This is a genomic window from Parashewanella sp. 2304DJ23-3, assembly GCF_056591695.1.
On sequence record NZ_JBWQOH010000003.1, the window covers coordinates 39,825 to 55,842 of the forward strand.

The following is a 16,018-nucleotide window of genomic DNA, read 5'->3' on the forward strand; positions in this document are numbered from 1 at the left end:
AGCTATTCTCCTTCTATATCGCCATTACCACCTTGAGCAAGGTCGAGTCCAATTTTTAAAAAAAGCTCATACCTTTCTTCTGCTTTAGCACCATCGGGCAATACTGCGGTTAAATTTATGCAACCAGCAACGGCCTGAGCGTATAGGTAGGGTGGTGGAGGAACTATTGGTGCACTTGGTTCAGTCATACTGCCACCACTCCAAAAAGCAGCCTGTGCAGCCCAACCAGCTCCAGTACTTAACGTTGATAACTTCGCCATCTCTTCAGCGTGTCGACGAGTGGTTTCATCCGGGGAGTGAACCCATGACTTGGCTGCCGTTACAGCATCTCTTTCATATTCATTCCAGTCATCACGTTTATCTGCACACACTGAAGCCCACCATATAGATTCTCGTATAGGTAATCCGTGTGCTAGGAATGTCACAGCATCAGCATAGAAATGATGTGCAATTGCTTTTTGGATCAGTTCAAAAGGGGAGCCAACACCATCGGATAATTCGATGATATCGGGTGTTGGTTCGTAAAAAGCAAAAACCTCTTTTGGGTTGTCATGTGGAACTTTTAGTAACTTCATCTAATTTAACTTTGCTATTGCGCCCTGAATTTGTACCATTGCCCCTGCTTTTATTTCTGTCATTGCACTACCTTGAACAGATACAAGCGCACCTTTTACATCCGTTTTTCCTTGCCCTTCAATGGCGACCATTGCTGCCTTTACATCTACTTTTGCTTGGCCACTAACTTCCACTTGTGGCGCATCAATTTTTATACCACTAGGACCAATTTCAATTTTACTGCCACCAACTTTAAGTTCGATTTTTGTCTTACCTGAGATCTCTATCGATTGGCCATCAATTTTAATCGACGATTTTGCGGTTAAACTTGCTGATGAACCAGCCTCTAAAGAGACTTCTTTATCAGAGGTTCCTGATAAATTTCCTTTACTGGTCATTGAAAGATCTTTGTCAGAGTTAGCTGAAAAATTTTCAGCACTTTTGACTGAGTATTCTTTTTCAGTTGAATATGACATATTTTCTTTGCTTGTCACTTCAAGTGTTTTTTCAACTAATGTTGACTTCAAGCCTCTGATTTCTGTTTTAGAATCGTTATTAATATCAGCTAAGAAATCCTTCTCTGCATGAAGAAAAATTTCTTCTTTATCTTCTTGGTCTTCAAATCTCAGTTCATTACCTTGGCTTGAACTGCCGTTCGGTGTGGTACGAGTTTTAAGACCAGTTTGTGTTGCGGTTTCATAAGGTGGAGGATTAGCCCCATTATAAATCGACCCAACGACAACAGGTTGATCAGGATCACCATTTATATACTGTACAAGTACTTCATCGCCGATTCTTGGCAAAGCATGTAAACCAAAGCTTTGACTTGCCAGCCCTTGTGATACTGGTAACCAACATGAAGTGTTTTCATCATTCTTACCTTCAGTATCCCAGTGAAACTGTACTTTAATCCGACCTTTTTTATCAGTGTATACTTCATCACCGCTTGGCCCAGTAACTGTAGCGCAATGTAAACCTTTCACTGATGGCTTATCGATTGAATGCGGGCGAAATTGAACAGATTTCGGAATGGCGTGAAACTTATTTTGATATTGTACGTTTCTTCCTGATTCAGATTGTTCAATATTGTGAACCACATGAGTGAGAATGTATTCCTGATTGATTTCTGAAACAGGGTGTTTTGAAAGTGAAAATCTAGTACCGGACGCTAATACACATATTTGAGAATGCCCGCTTGATATTTGTCGTTCACAGTCTAATGCTTCCATTTGTAATTTAGCACTTTGCCTAAGCTCATTCTTATCAATAGCGCCTGTACCAAAAAAATATGAAGATAAAGATTGTAGGTTTGAATCATTTGTACTCTTTCGCTCGTCGCTCTGAAAAACTTCTGCAAGATCTTGAGTATGATCAGCGATTAATAATTTCGCTGTGCCTAATTGTGCTTTTGCTTGAAATCGCGTAATTATTCTATCACTATCGACTGAGCCATCTTTATAATAAACAGTCGATTGTTCGATATCATTAAACGATTGATTAGTGTCAGAAATAATTACCTTTGGCTTTGAATTTGAGTGTTCAACATAGTAAAACCACCCCTCATTAGACATTATTCTTTTTGCAAAATCTAAATCTGTTTCATTTAATTGAATACAGTATTCATGATCTTTTCCGCTGTTCGAAAGCGAAAAAGAAATATAATTATTAATCCCAGCATCTTCGAATATTTGCTCTAAAATTCTTTGTGACGATTGATTTTGAAATATTTTTTGATTCTGTTTGTATTTTAGTAAAGCAATAGGATCTAAGCATTCAACTTGATATAAAAAAATTCCTTTTTCAGAACTGTATTCTATTAATTCAATGCTTGTTGTTATAGCTGAAAAATATTTCTCTTCATCACCTTTCTTGAACTCAGCAATGGCAGTTTTACCTAAAAGAGAATTTGGGAGCACTTCGCTCGATATTACTGATAATAATAATTTACAACCAGAGAATAACTTTTCATTACAGGTCAGCTTAGTGCCAATCAATGGTGAACCACCATCGAAAGAAACGGTTAGCGGTCTTGGTGTAGATGAATACTGACTATTTGCCATGTTTGTTAACTTAATATGTTACGCATGATTCCATAATGAATAAGTATTCGAGCAATCATTTTTTATAGCGTACTTATGAATTGATACTTTATTTTTATTATTACTCATTAATTTAGCGTTATAGTCAAGCTAATTATATTTTATCGCATATGGTTAGAGGTCTGTCCATTAGAAAATAAAAGCAATATATAATTTCGTTGCTTGACCCCTTGATTTTAATAGATGTAGTATCAGCGTAAGTTAGTATTTGTATATAAGTTAAATATATAACAAATAACTAACTACTCTTAATTTTCATTTAAAAAGTGCTGATTGCTCAAGTTTTAATTTAAAAGCTGAGTATAAAGTCTAAATGTAGTATTTGCTCTAATAAATCAGCAAGTAATTAAATGTATTTATGAAATAAAAGTGAAAAAATGTAGGTCTTTAGATATAGCTGTTTCACGTCGCTATTTTATTTTAAAGCTTTTTTTGTAACTGTACAAAACGTTTATTAGTGAACGCTAAATTAATTCAGTGAAACGTATTATTAATATATTTGCTAACTCTTATATATGTACAACCTGAGACAGTTCGAGAAAAAGCGAATGCAATGACGATAATGTAATTCGGTTAACGTTTTTACAATAGATTAGGTGATTAAATTTAAATGCTTTTTACTCAAGAACAAAAACTTAAGTTAACTGATCCTATATCTGCTGATGCATTTTGTGGGGTCTATTTGAAATCAGATAGAGCCGCATTCAGGCCGTTAAGAAATGCATTTAATGTTGCACAGACATCATTAAGAAAATTAAGCCAAAACCCAGACGGAAACGAACTTGAGCAGCTGCAAATTGACAATCAAAGCAATTGGGAGAGCTTATCAGACGAGTTAGGTTCTGTATTTAACACTACAAGTAGAGATATTGAACTGATTGGGTGGTTCACCAGTTCTCAGCTTTTTACAAATTATTCCGGCGAAGGTTTCGCTAACGCATTTGAATGGTTATCAACCTTAGTGACTGAACACTGGAATGAGCTTAATCCTGTTCTACCAGAGAGCAAATTAAAAAAGGATTCTCAGGAAGAACAGGAAGGTGAACAAGCTGAAGCAAAGTTTAAAGCATTTGCACAATTAATTGGTGATAGTGACGAAAGTAGCCTGCTTTATGCGCCTTTCTTAATGCACCCATTGATCAGCGATATTACATATTTTGATTATCAAAGTGCTGAGCGCAAAGGTGAACTAGCTGAATTAAAAAGTGTTGCGGTTGGTTTAATCGCTCAAGAGCGAGACGTGGTCGAGGCAAGGCTAGAAAACTTCGAACGAGCATTAGAGAGCATTGAAGTTATCCAAAATCAGTTAAATGTATTAGGTCAACAATATGGCCTTACTGCACCCAGTTTTAGTTTCATAAATCATTTGATTAATGGTGTATGTAAAGCTATGACCTTTCTGACCGGAGTGAACGTTCAGTCTACACAATCGGTTATTGAGCAAGTACAACCCGAGGTTGACAGCTCTGCAATGCAAGCGAGTGACGCAACAGTACAAATAGGTTCAGCACAAGCAGGAGAGAAGATAGCGATGCATGCGACAACATTATCTTCTTCGATGCAAGACTTATCACAAACAGCGGCGATGAATAGCATGAATCGAAATATTGCTTTTCATCAGTTGCGTGAAATTGCCAATTATTTTAGGGAAAGTGAACCCCACAGCCCAGTGTCTTTTTTATTAGAAAAAGCCATACGCTGGGGCAACATGTCTCTTCCTGAATTATTAACTGAAATGGTTACAGAACCAGATGGCGATTTACTGAATAGAATTTTTAACACTACTGGCCTCGATAATGGAGAGCAAGTCTCACTTCCTAAAATCATTAAGCCTGTGAGTAGTGTTAAGCCTGTTTCAGGAGTTTCGAAACCGGTGTCATCGACATCGAAGGTTACTACTGAAACGCCAGTGTCAGATGTTAATTCAACTGATACGAATTTAAATCCAAAACCAAAGATAGAAGCCTCTACTGGTAGTACGGCACTTAGTTGGTAGAGAAAGCATTCATTTAAGAAGTAAGGAATTTTTATGGCTAGTATCTATATGCGAATTGATGGTGTAGACGTTAAAGGTGGCGCTACAGTTGAAGGTCTTGAAGGTACAGGTTGGTTCGCTGTTCGCTCATATAATTGGGGCGGCGTTCGTAATGTAGCTATGGACATCGGTAATGGCAATAATGCAGATTCAGGCATGGTTGCTATGACAGAAGTTAACTTAACCAAACAAGTTGATGGTGCGTCTGAAGATCTGTTGTCTTATCTATTTAATCCTGGAAAAGAAGGTAAAACAGTAGAAATCGCATTCACGAAACCTGAAGCAGATGGCTCAGGTGCGAAACTGTATTTCCAAGTTAAATTAACAAATGCTCGTTTAGTTTCATACAACGTTAACGGTTCTGATGGTTCACAACCATATGAAAGTGTTTCTCTTTCATATGTTGAGATTTCTCAGAAGCATAACTACGAGCTTGAAGGTGGTGAAGTTAAAGAGGGCGGTATCGTTACTTATAACTTACCACAAGGCAAACTACTTTCTGGTGCTAAATAACTAGAAAACAGTTAGAGGGCTCAGCAATGAGCCCCTCATTTTGTAACTTCGAACGTTAGGGCATAGTCATGGCACTTAATTCACAACATAAACGAGTAAGTAAAAACCGCGTCAGCATTACTTATGATGTAGAAACAAACGGCGCAGTAGAAACAAAGGAACTACCGTTTGTTGTCGGAGTCATTGGTGATTTCTCTGGTCACAAACCAGAAAGCGAGAAAGTTGAGCTTGAAGAGCGTGAGTTTACCGGCATTGATAAAGATAACTTTGACTCAGTAATGGGACAAATTAATCCATCTCTTTCTTACAAAGTTTCTAACAAATTGGCAAAGGACGATTCAGAGTTTGAAGTAAACCTTGAGTTTAGCTCAATGAAAGATTTCCACCCTGAAAAGCTCGTTGAACAAATTGACCCTTTGAAAAAACTAGTTGAAACAAGAAATCAACTCAAAGTATTGCTCAGCAAAGCTGATCGTTCACGTGATTTAGAAAAGTTACTTAAAGAAGTTCTACAAAGCACTGAAGCAATCCAAGGTTTAGCAGAAGAATTAGGCGTTGAAAAAGGAGGGGATGAGTAATGTCTCAAGAACAACAAGCAACTCAAGAAGCAGCTGGTGCAGTTGAAGAAGCGGGTAGCATCCTTGACAGAGCCATCTCTGCGACGGTTCAAACTCCTGCTGATACTACTAAAGAACTTCTTTCTATCATGACAGCTGAAGCCCTAGACGGCACAGTTACATGGGATAAAAACTTAACTCTTACAATTCAGAAAGCTATTTCTGCAATTGATAGTAAGATTTCTGAGCAGTTATCCGATGTAATGAAAAACTCAGACTTTCAAAAATTGGAAGGCACTTGGTTAGGTTTACAAAAACTGATTAAGAATAGTGAGCTAGGCCCACAACTAAAGATTAAATTAGCTGACTACACTAAAGATGAATTACTAGAACAGTTTGAAGATGCTCCTGCGATTGATCGTAGTCGTTTCTTTACCATGGTTTACCAAGAAGAGTTTGGTACTGCCGGTGGCCAACCATATGGCGCTCTTATTGGTGACTATGAGTTTGGTTACGGTGATGAAGATGTGGCTTTATTGCGTTATATGGGCGAAGTTGCTGCTGCATCGCATGCTCCGTTTGTTGCTGCGGCGAATGCCAATATGTTCGACTTCAATTCATTCAGCACATTCAATGATGGCAAGCCAGTAGCGGCAGGCTTCGATTCTCCAGCTTATGCAAGCTGGAATGCATTTAGAGCGAGTGACGACTCTCGTTATGTCGCTTTGACATTACCTAAAACAATTGCAAGATTACCGTACGGTTCGGCAACTGTACCTGTTAAATCGTTTGAGTATGAAGAGATGAAGACTCGAGCTGATGGTAGTCAAATTGTTGAGTCTGATGACGATTTTGTTTGGAGTAATGCTGCCTATGATTACGGCTTATTGCTCACTCAAGCATTCACGCAATATGGCTGGTGTACAGCGATACGCGGTACGGATAATGGCGGTAAAGTAGAAAACTTACCAAACTTCACTTATTACTCTGATGCTGGTGACTTATTGCAGCAATGCCCAACTGAAGTGAACTTTACCGATGAACGTGAAAAAGAGCTCAGTGACTTAGGTTTCTTACCTTTAGTGCATTATAAGAATACTAATTATGCAGTATTCATGGGTGCGCAAACAACGCATAAACCAAAAACTTATACCGATCCGGATGCTACGGCGAATGCTGCAATTTCAGCTCGCTTACCATACACAATGGCAAGTAGCAGAATTGCACAATACTTGAAAGTTATGGGTCGTGACCGTATTGGTTCAAATCTTGAAGCAAGTGATGTTGAAAAAGAGTTAGACACTTGGATCCATCAGTACGTGAACCCAAATGCTATAGGCAATGAAGCTAAAGCTCGACATCCATTAGTTGAAGCTAAGGTTACAGTAGAGGAACAAGCAGGTAGACCTGGAGCATACTCTGCCGTGGCCTATCTTCGCCCTTGGTTGCAAATGGAAGAGCTTACAACCTCATTAAGAATGGTTGCTAGAATTCCTGGCTAATCAATATTCGGGGTTTCGACCCCGTCTCTTAATATCGTTTCTATAACTTATTAGTTAATTCATGATTCAATCAAATCAGTCAACTAAACAATTTGATAATGGCACAAGTCAATTGTGGCAAGAGCTTGGTGCAGCCCTAGCTCAAAGAAGTAATGACCAAATCACCATTATTTTAGCTAAATTAGTGGCTCATTTAGATGCAATTATCAGTGAACAAATCTCTGAGATTATCCAGAACCCAAAGTTTAAACAATTGGAATCCAGCTGGACAAATTTACAAAGACTCATTGAATTGCCTGTCTCACAGAGAAGAGTGAAGTTAAAACTACTCGATAATAGTTGGGAGCAACTTTCAACTGACTTAAATCTTGCATTTGATATGCGACAAACATCGCTTTATAAGAAAATCTATTCAAATGAACTTGATACTGCCGGTGGAACTCCGTTCGGTTTAGTGGTTATTGATCATAAGATCAGTCCTGATTATGTCGATGATAGTAATTATGACGATTTATATACAATGCAACTTTTGTCTGAAGTCGCAGAACGTTCATTGTGCCCGTTTGTTTTATCTGTCGATGATGATTTCTTCGGTGATGAACCAAGTAGGCAACTTCATGACTCAAATCGAATAAACCGAATACTTGAAAGCAGTGATTTTCATTCGTGGAGCTTATTACGTGAAAATATTGCATCACGTTTCCTTCACCTTACGTTACCTGATTACTTATTGAGAGAACCATATCAACACCATCAGGCTGGGTTTATTTTCAGCGAAGTACAGCATCAGGATTATGCGCTTTGGGGAAATAGCGCTTATTTGCTTGCAACAAACGTCATACGTGAATTTGACCGTATTAGCTGGTTTGGTTTTTTACGCTCTTATGATTCAGGTGGTGATCACGGTGCAATTATAAACAAGGTGAATCAAAAACCAATCCAAACAAAAGTAGACATTTTCGGTGAGGAAGATGGGTTTTGGGGGGAAAATGGTTTTGTGCCGCTCACGAGCTTATATCTTTCAGATCAGAAAGGCTTTTTTAGCAACCAGTCTGTGTGGCATCCATCAACAGATGAAGATCAAGTGTTAGGCATGCTTCAAACAAATTTAATGGCTTGCCGCTTTGGGCATTACATTAAAGCCCAAACCCGTGACCAAATTGGTGGTTATGATAGCGTAGAAGATTGCAAACGTAGTCTAGAACGCTGGTTACAGAAATACATTAGTGAATTGGACTATGGTGAAGACTCTGTAATGGCCCGTTACCCTTTAAAATCAAGCGAAGTGATCATAACACCAGATCCAAATGACAGCACTAGATACCACTGTCAAATAAGTCTTCAACCACAATATCAGTATGAATTAATTGACGTGCAAGTTGTGCTGAGTACTTCGTTGTCTAATTCAGTAGTGGGAGAAAGTGCATGAGCATCATCGCCAAACTCACACAAACATGGGAAGAAGACATTGACGCATTGAGAGACTCAATTATCGATAACGTTTGTGCTTTAGTCTCAAGTAGAGCTCCACTTTGGGATGAAGAATTTCAAGATATGAATTTAAATGGAACCATTGCCAATTACGGCGTTCGCTACGTCGCTCGTTCACAAAGTAAAACAAATATTCATGTGATTTTGTCAGATATTCGAACACTAATCCAAAGCTTTGAACCAAGGCTATCACAAGTATCAATTGAGTTAAGTGATGAAGGTAAAAGACTTAACACACTTCAATTTAATATTTCTGCGGTAATGCATTCACCTTATGGCGCAGAAAGCATGGTGTTTGATTCTGTATTGGATTTGAGCTCTAACAAACTGGACGTAAGGAAGTCGAATTTTGTCTGATTCATTATTATCATACTTCGAGCAAGAGCTTCGCTTTATTCGTAAAGAAGGGGCTTTGTTTGCGTTACAACACCCCAATTCTGCGAGTGCGCTTGGCATCAGCAAAGATGGAATCGACGATCCACAGATATCTAGATTGATTGAGAGTGTTGCTTTACTTAATGGTAAACTACACAAAAGATTGGACGAAACATTTCCTGAGTTTACAGAAAGTCTAGTCAGACTGTTGTTCCCACACTTCTTAAGGCCAATTCCATCTTACAGTTTATTAAACTTTGATATTAATGATGCTGCCAATGCTAAACACCATGTGCCTGCAGGTACAGAGTTTGATGTGAGTGGTTCTACCAACGAAAACTTTATATTTCGTACTACAGAACCAGTCAATTTATTTCCAATCAAAATTACAAATGTTTGCGCAGAATTTGCTCCATTTACAGATGAAAAACCTGAAGGTGCTGAACAGTCTAAGGCCTTGATCGAAATCGAGATAAGCAGTATTGATGACGGGCTGGTTATTAGTGAGTTTGATATTGGGACCCTTAAACTTCATATAAAAGGTGAAACAAACTTTGCCTTACGTTTATACGATCTTTTTGCACTCTCTAAAGTAAAAGTATGTATTTCAGATGGCGAAAACTCATGGAGTTTAGGAAAAGATGATGTAACGCCTGTAGGGTTTGAAGTTCAAGATACGGTCTTGCCATATCAAGCTTCAAGTTTTGGTGGGTTCAAGCTTCTTACTGAATTCTTTATGTTTTCAGAACGCTTTCATGCATATAGCTTCAATCTTGCCAGTGTCATCAAAAATATAAAATCTAGCCGCTTTAAAATTCAAATTTATCTTGATGAAATGAGCGTTGATTTAGCGAGAAATGTTTCTGAACAGAACTTCAGTTTATTTTGTGCACCAATCGTAAATTTACACAAGGTCACAGCAGAACCTCTAGAAGTAGATTTCCACAAAAAAGAATACCCAATCCTATTGGAGTCAATGCAAGGGAATCATTTAGAGTTATTTTCTGTTGATAAAGTTACAGACATATCTGACGAACAGTTATTGAAAGTGCCGCAGGTGTATCACGAAAAGTACAAAAAATCGGGCACTCATTTGCGTTGGCAGTTGGTACAAAACTATCACGAAGATGGGCACTTAACGAGCGCATTAAAAGTCGCAGATCTCGATCATATTAGTGCAAGAAGCGATAAACGTACTTGGATTATTAAAGCGACGGTAACGAATTCTGCACGAGTCAGTCATTTGCCACTTACCAGTAAGTTAAAGTGTCGTGATTCGATTACTATTCCTGCTTACCTCAAATTAATGAGAAGACCTTCATTACCTATCAGGAATAGGGATATCCAACAAAGTGTTTGGACCTTGTTGAGCCATCTGCATTTTAATTACCACAGTATATTAGGGGCAGAAGATCCAAAAGCGGCACTGAAGAGTGTGTTGCACCTCTACAACTTAAATCACAATCAACTCAATGCATCATACATTGAATCGATCATTAATATTGAGCAAGAACAAGTTGTGGCTCCAATACGAGTAGCTGGAAGAGGCTGCTTTGCTTACGGAACCAGAATCATCATTACTCTTGAGCAATCTCAGCTAAGCAGTGGAGCAACATTGTTTGGTTGTTTGTTAGATAAGTTTTTCGCATTCTTTGCAGGTTTTAACAGCTTTACTCAGCTTGATATCCGCATCGAAGGGCAGGATGGATTGTTTATGCATTTCCCGAGGAGATCTGGATGCAAAAACTTACTTTAACAAAATTAGTAGAATCCGCTGATGGTTCAGAGTTAGCCAAAACATGGCAATTACTCAGGCATCATGCTGAGTATACAAATTCACACCTCAAAGTGCGCTTTAGCAGTGAAGTGTTACCTGCGTATCATCACAGTGAAGTCACAAAGGTATATCAGCATCCGAGAGCCGGTTGGATAGTTAAGACAGGGTTGCCGGCATTAACTGGTTCAAAAGGTTCGATGGTTAGACCCTTGTATAGGCAGCTACTTAACGCACAATTTAATCTTGGTGATTACGCTCCTATCGATTTTTTTGATAGCTTTAACCATCGTTTTTATTCATTTTATTGTCGAGTTGAGCAAAAGCACGACCTATTATCATTGCTCGAAGAAGAACGTTTTAAATCTCACAATGCGGAATATGCGATAAGTTCATTGTTGGTGAATTTGTCGGGCGCAGAAAAGAATTCGAACATCATTCCTAAAGAGCATCTTATCCAGTATTCGAGCTTAATAGGTTTGAGAATCACTTGTATCAGTGTATTGAAAAAAATTCTAGAAGATTACTTTGAAACGTGTTTTGAAGTAGAAAACTCGGATCTTGAATACCAACCTTTAACAATGTGTTCTTTAACCGCCATTGGTAAAAATGGACAAAATGCCCAATTAGGTACTAATGCATTAGTTGGCACCTCTGCGCCAGTTGTTGGACAACGCCTTAGGATTAAGATTTGTCCTGAAAATTACCTCGAATATATCGAAATACACAGTGATCCAAAATTAGTTAAAACAATTGATTATATCGTTCGCTCGTTTATGGGCGTTAACATCAAATACAAATTGTATATGAAAGCAGATAGCCACTATTTGCCACGAATTAAACTTTCAAAAAGCACAGAAGGTTTCAGCAAAATTGGTGAATCAGCTTGGATGGATAGCCGAGCAAGTTCACAGCAATACGTTGAATTACCCTTGAGTGCGGGCTAGGAATTTCAAATGATTAATATAGAACTACAAAATTTAATTAAAAGGCTAACCCCTCAATTGAAATTTAGTTTGGAAGAGTCAGCAGGTGAGTGCCTATCTCGGCAACACTTCTCAATTGAGCTGGATCATTGGTTTTACCGATTATTTCAAAATCAGGAACTTGGATGGATTAAAGCTGTTGAGTTTTCAAAAGTCGATCGTGAAGTATTAGTTGAGCGTCTGAACTCAGCTATGGCTCGTTATTCAAAAGGCAATGATAAAACGCCATCATTATCGCCACAGCTTGTTGATCTCCTTAAAGACGCCTGGTTATTAGCGACACTGAACCATGAACAAGCAAATATCAATGAGTTTCATTTATTGCTAGTGCTGAAGCAAAGAACGGCGTTAGGGAGTTATGCTGGTGCTTTAAGTGACTGGGTCAATAACCTTTCAACTGAGTGGTTGAAACAGCAAGCCAAAAAGATACAGTCTGCTGCGATTAAAGGAACAGATTCTTCAGCTCCGGTTCTTGAAGGTTCAGGTGAAACACCTGCGCTCGATAAATATGCAAAAAACATCACTGAAGCAGCGAGAAACGGTGAATTAGACCAAATCTCAGGCCGAAATATCGAGATTCGAAAATCAATTGATATTCTTTGTCGTCGTAGACAAAATAGCCCGATTTTAGTAGGAGACCCTGGTGTTGGTAAAACAGCGATTGTAGAAGGACTTGCTCAACAAATCGTAGATGGCAGTGTGCCACCAGCTCTGAGTAATGTTGAACTTTATAGTCTTGATCTCTCGCTATTGCAGGCTGGGGCAAGCATAAAAGGCGAATTTGAAAACCGCCTTAAAGACATTATCAATGAAATCAAGCATTCAGCCATTCCGATTATTATCTTTATTGATGAAGCCCATACACTCATTGGAGCAGGCGGTGCAGCAGGCCAAAATGATGCTGCTAATATCTTAAAACCTGCTTTAGCGAGAGGTGAGTTTAGATCGATTGCTGCAACAACCTGGGCAGAATATAAACAGTTCTTTGAAACTGATGCAGCTTTGACTCGTCGATTCCAAAAAGTAGCGATTGATGAACCTGATGAACAAAATGCAATTCATATGCTATCAGGGGTAAAAAGTAGCCTTGAAAAGCACCATAACGTGACAGTGTTACAAGAAGCTATTGACGCAGCAGTGTCATTATCCATACGTTATTTACCAGAGCGCAAATTACCTGATAAAGCGATCAGTTTATTGGATACTGCCTGTTCAAGAATCGCATTAAGTCAAAGTGCGATGCCTCAGCAGATGGAATACCTTGCAGAGCAAATCCGTTATGTCGAGAATGAGATCAAAACGCTTAATCACGAATCGGCAGTATTCTCTATTGATTCATCTAAATTGGCTGATACTGAGAGTCGTTTGAGCGCTCTCAAACAAGAACACCTAGAGATCTCTGAAAATTGGGAGCAGGAAAAAACGTTAGTAGCAGAAGTCATTCAGTTACAAGACGAACTTGATAAGTTATACCTCGATGGTTCAGACATCAAATCACATGAATCTCGCAGCAAACTTGCAGAAACAATGGCAAGTTTACGTGAACTACAAGGTGATCTTCCTCTTGTAGTGCCTCAAGTAAACAAGCAAATTATTGCAGATGTCATTGCCTTATGGACGGGTATTCCCGCAGGCAATATGTTGAAACAAGAAGTCGAACGAATTGCACATTTAGAAGCTCACATCGCTAAGCGAGTCATTGGTCAAGAAGCTCCTATTGCTGAAATTTCACAAGCAATTCGTTTATCTCGTGCAGGACTGCAAGACCCTCGTAAACCAATTGGCATTTTCTTGATGTGTGGCCCAAGTGGTGTTGGTAAAACAGAAACAGCCTTGGCATTAACTGATGAACTATATGGCGGTGAGCATAATGCCATCACCATCAATATGACTGAGTTCAAGGAAGAACATAAAATATCGATGCTACTAGGCGCACCAGCCGGATACGTTGGTTACGGGAAAGGTGGCGTGTTAACTGAAGCTGTTCGTAAGAATCCTTACTCAGTTTTGCTGTTGGATGAGATGGAAAAAGCTCACCCAGGCGTGCATGATATTTTTTATCAAATATTCGATAAAGGATCGATTTCAGATAGTGAGGGACGAAAGGTCGATTTTAAGAATACCATCATCATTATGACTTCAAATGCGGCTGACAGCGCAGTTGTTAATGCGTGTAGTCAGGGCACACCTGAAGTGTCAAAAGTAACGGAAGCCATTTTCCCTGAACTGAAAAAATTCTTTAAACCCGCTTTCCTAGGTCGAACTACGATTGTGCCATATTTTCCGCTTACTGATGACGAGCTAGCGAAAATTGCAGAGCTTTCATTAAAGCGTATCGAAAAGCGCATTAAAGAACACTATGGTGCAACTTTTAGTTATCACGACACATTAACGGCCAGCTTAGTTGCCAGAACGAACTCTCCTGAAACTGGTGCAAGGGCAATTGAGCAAGCGATTAACCGAAGCTTAATGCCTGATGTTGCAAATGAATGTATCGATAGAATGAGTAAAGGTTTGGATGTTAATCACATTAATATCAGTGTGGATGATGGAAAAGTAATCGTAGAGATAAATTAGAGCGCTTTAATCGCTTATAAAACTTAAATTATGACAAAGCAAGAGATTAAGTATACATGTCACTATCAATAAGAATCATATGCTCTCCTGATGGAGAAAGCATTTCTGAATGGACGAAGTTATTTCCTGCTAATGGTGGTGAAATAGGGCGTGCCTATGGTTCAACAATGCAGTTAAGTGACTCATCGAGAACCATTTCTAGTACGCATGCCATTATTAGGAAGTCCGCTCGTGGGTACCAAATATTAGATAACAGCACCAATGGTTTGTTTATCAATGGCGCTGATAAGCCTTTGGGCAAGAATAATCAGACTGCACTTAATGATGGTGATGTATTAAGTATAGGTAAATATCGGTTATTAGTGTCTTGCTTTTTGCCAGCAACAGCTAAGGCTTCTTCTGAAGCTGAAGTGCAACCTGACTCTTCTTTAGGCAATGATCCGTTTTCAAGTGTTGCTCAATTAGACATAGAAACACCATTAATGGATATGGAAGAACCGACACAAGAACTGGATCAGCCTGGTAATGAAGTTCTCGAAGATGACCCATTTTTAATCGACACCGAGAAAAGTACGACAAAACAGAAATCGTTTTCTACAAGCTTTGCTGAAGTAGATGAAGACCCTTTAAAAGAAACGACTTTAGATTTCAATCTAAATACGATCAATCAAGACAGGATTGATCCAGTATTCAACGACCCTCAACCGAATGTTGAGCCACCGGTAGGAGAGCAGCTATTCGAACCGTCAGCAGAAGATAAGCAGCCGACTCATGAAGAAGTTAAGTATTCTGTTGCACAATATAAATCAAAAGAAGAAAGGTTTAATCAATACACCGAACAAGCGATTGATTATGCCATTACTAAAATTCTAGCCGAGATGTCACCAGAAAATATGGAAAGCATGTTTACTGACCTAGTTCCTAAGTCGTTTTGGTCTAAAAAGCCAGATTTCTGGTCAATGTATAAACGCTATTTTGAAAGACAAATGAACAATAAAGATTGGCAAATAAAGTTTCATGCTTACTTTCAAGAAGGCATTCGTTTGCAAAGAAATATTGGAGAGCATAGCTAAATGAAGAAGGTACTAATTTGTTTTATTGCGCTGTTTACTCTCAATGGTTGCAGCACCATCAGCAGTTTATGGTCAGGCGAACCCGTTGCACCAAGATTAATTGTGAAAATCACAGCGAACAAAAACATTAATCCAAATCTCAAAGGTGAGGCATCACCCGTAGCTTTGACCATCTATCAATTAGCGGATAGCGAAGCGTTTAAACAGGCAAGTTTTATCCAAATATTTTCTAATGAGCAAAATGTACTGAAAGCAGGCATGTTATCTACTCGCCATTTGCAAAGTATTTTGCCTGGTGAGACACGACAACAAACTTTTGTATTGAATCCCGAAACTAAGTTCATCGGCGTGTTAGCCAACTTTGCAGACTATAGAAAAGCAAAAAACAAAGTAATAATTCAGCCTTTAACAATTAGTGGCGCTGTAATTAACATCCATTTAGATGGAATAAACCTAACGGTAACCGGGGAAGAGAGCTGAT

General features: G+C 38.8%; 13 protein-coding genes. 11 read left to right on the forward strand and 2 right to left on the reverse strand.

Annotation, left to right across the window (positions count from 1 at the left end; all coding sequences use genetic code 11):
- Positions 1–2: 2 nt before the first annotated feature.
- A complete protein-coding gene (locus tag AC1EU2_RS08170; protein WP_480297697.1) occupies positions 3–575 on the reverse strand; it encodes a DUF6931 family protein in 573 nt (190 codons plus the stop codon).
- Positions 576–2,615 (reverse strand): type VI secretion system Vgr family protein, encoded by a 2,040-nt coding sequence (locus AC1EU2_RS08175; protein WP_480297698.1) that lies wholly within the window; start codon positions 2,613–2,615, stop codon positions 576–578.
- A 649-nt stretch (positions 2,616–3,264) separates the two neighbouring features.
- Between AC1EU2_RS08175 and AC1EU2_RS08180 the strand changes: the two genes are divergently transcribed.
- The 11 genes from AC1EU2_RS08180 to tssJ all read left to right on the forward strand — a co-directional run bounded on the left by AC1EU2_RS08180 (position 3,265) and on the right by tssJ (position 16,017).
- A complete protein-coding gene (locus AC1EU2_RS08180) occupies positions 3,265–4,650 on the forward strand; it encodes a type VI secretion system protein TssA (RefSeq protein WP_480297699.1) in 1,386 nt (461 codons plus the stop codon).
- Positions 4,651–4,683: 33 nt separating this feature from the next.
- The gene (locus tag AC1EU2_RS08185; RefSeq protein ID WP_480297700.1) at positions 4,684–5,202 is read left to right on the forward strand and encodes an Hcp family type VI secretion system effector; all 519 of its coding nucleotides are present in this window, start codon (positions 4,684–4,686) and stop codon (positions 5,200–5,202) included.
- A gap of 68 nt (positions 5,203–5,270) precedes the next feature.
- Positions 5,271–5,780 (forward strand): type VI secretion system contractile sheath small subunit, encoded by a 510-nt coding sequence (gene tssB, locus AC1EU2_RS08190; RefSeq protein ID WP_480297702.1) that lies wholly within the window; start codon positions 5,271–5,273, stop codon positions 5,778–5,780.
- Positions 5,780–7,261 (forward strand): type VI secretion system contractile sheath large subunit, encoded by a 1,482-nt coding sequence (gene tssC / locus AC1EU2_RS08195; protein ID WP_480297704.1) that lies wholly within the window; start codon positions 5,780–5,782, stop codon positions 7,259–7,261. Before tssB ends, tssC (AC1EU2_RS08195) begins: the two co-directional genes overlap by 1 nt.
- Before the next feature lie 61 nt (positions 7,262–7,322).
- On the forward strand, positions 7,323–8,690 hold the full coding sequence (tssC, locus tag AC1EU2_RS08200; RefSeq protein WP_480297706.1) for a type VI secretion system contractile sheath large subunit: 1,368 nt from the start codon (positions 7,323–7,325) through the stop codon (positions 8,688–8,690).
- Complete coding sequence (gene tssE / locus AC1EU2_RS08205) at positions 8,687–9,109, forward strand: type VI secretion system baseplate subunit TssE (RefSeq protein WP_480297708.1); 423 nt, start codon at positions 8,687–8,689, stop codon at positions 9,107–9,109. Before tssC (AC1EU2_RS08200) ends, tssE begins: the two co-directional genes overlap by 4 nt.
- Complete coding sequence (tssF, locus tag AC1EU2_RS08210; RefSeq protein ID WP_480297710.1) at positions 9,102–10,883, forward strand: type VI secretion system baseplate subunit TssF; 1,782 nt, start codon at positions 9,102–9,104, stop codon at positions 10,881–10,883. Before tssE ends, tssF begins: the two co-directional genes overlap by 8 nt.
- Positions 10,865–11,848 (forward strand): type VI secretion system baseplate subunit TssG, encoded by a 984-nt coding sequence (locus tag AC1EU2_RS08215; RefSeq protein ID WP_480297711.1) that lies wholly within the window; start codon positions 10,865–10,867, stop codon positions 11,846–11,848. The genes tssF and AC1EU2_RS08215 overlap by 19 nt, the downstream gene beginning before the upstream one ends.
- A gap of 9 nt (positions 11,849–11,857) precedes the next feature.
- A complete protein-coding gene (tssH, locus tag AC1EU2_RS08220; RefSeq protein WP_480297713.1) occupies positions 11,858–14,464 on the forward strand; it encodes a type VI secretion system ATPase TssH in 2,607 nt (868 codons plus the stop codon).
- A 56-nt stretch (positions 14,465–14,520) separates the two neighbouring features.
- The gene (locus tag AC1EU2_RS08225; protein ID WP_480297714.1) at positions 14,521–15,537 is read left to right on the forward strand and encodes a type VI secretion system-associated FHA domain protein; all 1,017 of its coding nucleotides are present in this window, start codon (positions 14,521–14,523) and stop codon (positions 15,535–15,537) included.
- A complete protein-coding gene (tssJ, locus tag AC1EU2_RS08230) occupies positions 15,538–16,017 on the forward strand; it encodes a type VI secretion system lipoprotein TssJ (protein WP_480297716.1) in 480 nt (159 codons plus the stop codon).
- Position 16,018 lies beyond the last annotated feature (1 nt).

Excerpts from the sequence above, each read along its gene's own strand:
- AC1EU2_RS08170 (WP_480297697.1), bottom strand. The coding sequence starts at position 575 with ATGAAGTTACTAAAAGTTCCACATGACAACCCAAAAGAGGTTTTTGCT.
- tssE (WP_480297708.1), top strand. The coding sequence starts at position 8,687 with ATGAGCATCATCGCCAAACTCACACAAACATGGGAAGAAGACATTGAC.
- AC1EU2_RS08215 (WP_480297711.1), top strand. The coding sequence starts at position 10,865 with ATGCAAAAACTTACTTTAACAAAATTAGTAGAATCCGCTGATGGTTCA.
- tssH (WP_480297713.1), top strand. The coding sequence starts at position 11,858 with ATGATTAATATAGAACTACAAAATTTAATTAAAAGGCTAACCCCTCAA.
- tssB (WP_480297702.1), top strand. The coding sequence starts at position 5,271 with ATGGCACTTAATTCACAACATAAACGAGTAAGTAAAAACCGCGTCAGC.
- tssJ (WP_480297716.1), top strand. The coding sequence starts at position 15,538 with ATGAAGAAGGTACTAATTTGTTTTATTGCGCTGTTTACTCTCAATGGT.
- tssC (WP_480297704.1), top strand. The coding sequence starts at position 5,780 with ATGTCTCAAGAACAACAAGCAACTCAAGAAGCAGCTGGTGCAGTTGAA.
- AC1EU2_RS08185 (WP_480297700.1), top strand. The coding sequence starts at position 4,684 with ATGGCTAGTATCTATATGCGAATTGATGGTGTAGACGTTAAAGGTGGC.
- tssC (WP_480297706.1), top strand. The coding sequence starts at position 7,323 with ATGATTCAATCAAATCAGTCAACTAAACAATTTGATAATGGCACAAGT.
- AC1EU2_RS08180 (WP_480297699.1), top strand. The coding sequence starts at position 3,265 with ATGCTTTTTACTCAAGAACAAAAACTTAAGTTAACTGATCCTATATCT.
- AC1EU2_RS08225 (WP_480297714.1), top strand. The coding sequence starts at position 14,521 with ATGTCACTATCAATAAGAATCATATGCTCTCCTGATGGAGAAAGCATT.
- AC1EU2_RS08175 (WP_480297698.1), bottom strand. The coding sequence starts at position 2,615 with ATGGCAAATAGTCAGTATTCATCTACACCAAGACCGCTAACCGTTTCT.